We start from the raw sequence: 1,204 nt of genomic DNA, 5'->3' as shown, positions 1-1,204 counted from the left end.
TGACCTGCTCCCCAATTTGCCCCCGGTTATAAGGAGAGTCCGTTCTGGGTTTGGCCCCTGTTGGGGCGGGTTGCAAACTCGGTCGGTGTGAGCCCGTTGAGGCTCGTGTGCGGTCGGTTGGTGTTGTAGTCGATCCTCCATTCCTCGATGATCTGACGAGCCTCGTTGAGATTGGCGAACAGGTGCTCGTTGAGACACTCATCGCGCAGACGGCCGTTGAAGCTTTCGACAAAGCCGTTCTGCATCGGCTTGCCGGGCGCGATGTAATGCCATTCAATCCCTAGCTCCTCCTGCCAGGCCAGGATCGCATTTGAGGTGAACTCGGTGCCGTTGTCGCTGACGATCATGCGCGGGCAGCCACGGCTTTCGATGATCTGGCCAAGCTCGCGCACGACGCGTAGCGCGGTGAGCGAGGTGTCGACGACCAGGCCCAGACATTCCCGGGTGAAGTCGTCGACCAGAGTCAGGACGCGGAAGCGCCGACCGCTGGAGAGCGTATCCATCACGAAGTCGAGCGACCAGCGCAGGTTCTGATCCTGCGGGATCGCTATCGGCGCCCGAGTACCCAATGCCCGTTTGCGGCCACCACGTTTGCGCACGGTCAGCCGCTCCTCCTTGTAGAGCCGGTACAGCTTCTTCCGATTGATCCGGACCCCTTGCCGAGCCAATAGCAGCCCCAGGCGACGGTAGCCGAAGCGGCGACGTTGCGACGCCAATTCCTTCAGCCGGGCTCGCAACGGACCATCGTCCGGCCGTGTCGAGGCATAGCGATAGGTCTTCGGCTGCAGGCCAACCAGCCTGCAGGCCCGCCGCTGCGAGTAGCCCTTCTCATCCATCGCCCAGGTCACAGCACGTCTCCGCAAGCTGGGCGTCAGAAGTTTTTTCCAAGCATCTCCTTCAGCGTCGACGCATCCAGCATCGATTCCGCCAGGAGCTTCTTGAGCTTGCGGTTCTCCTCCTCCAGGGCCTTCAGCTTGCGGGCGTCGGAGATCTCCATCCCGCCATAGCGCGAGCGCCACTTGTAGAACGTCGCATCGCTGATGCCGTGCTTGCGGCACAGATCGCTCGCCGACATCCCGGCAGCGTGTTCCTTCAAGACCTTGATGATCTGCTCTTCCGTGAACCTGCTTTTGCGCATCGTCCGTCTCCTCGGTGGAGAACAGAACCCTAACTCAAAACCGGGGGCGTTTCAGGGGAGCAGGTC

Annotated in this window: 1 protein-coding gene; it reads right to left on the bottom strand. The window is 61.5% G+C overall.

Annotated features, from left to right (window positions below):
- Window positions 1-26: 26 nt before the first annotated feature.
- A protein-coding gene (locus tag FXB40_RS47165; RefSeq protein ID WP_148779073.1) for an IS3 family transposase occupies window positions 27-1,138 on the bottom strand; the annotation gives its coding sequence in 2 pieces (ribosomal slippage) (window positions 27-883 and window positions 883-1,138; 1,113 coding nt in all).
- Between the last annotated feature and the right edge of the window lie 66 nt (window positions 1,139-1,204).

It is taken from the genome of Bradyrhizobium rifense, from assembly GCF_008123425.1.
Classification (GTDB): Bacteria; Pseudomonadota; Alphaproteobacteria; order Rhizobiales; family Xanthobacteraceae; genus Bradyrhizobium; species Bradyrhizobium rifense.
Note: the sequence above shows the minus strand (reverse complement) of the source record. Positions and strands in the feature narration are given on the sequence as shown.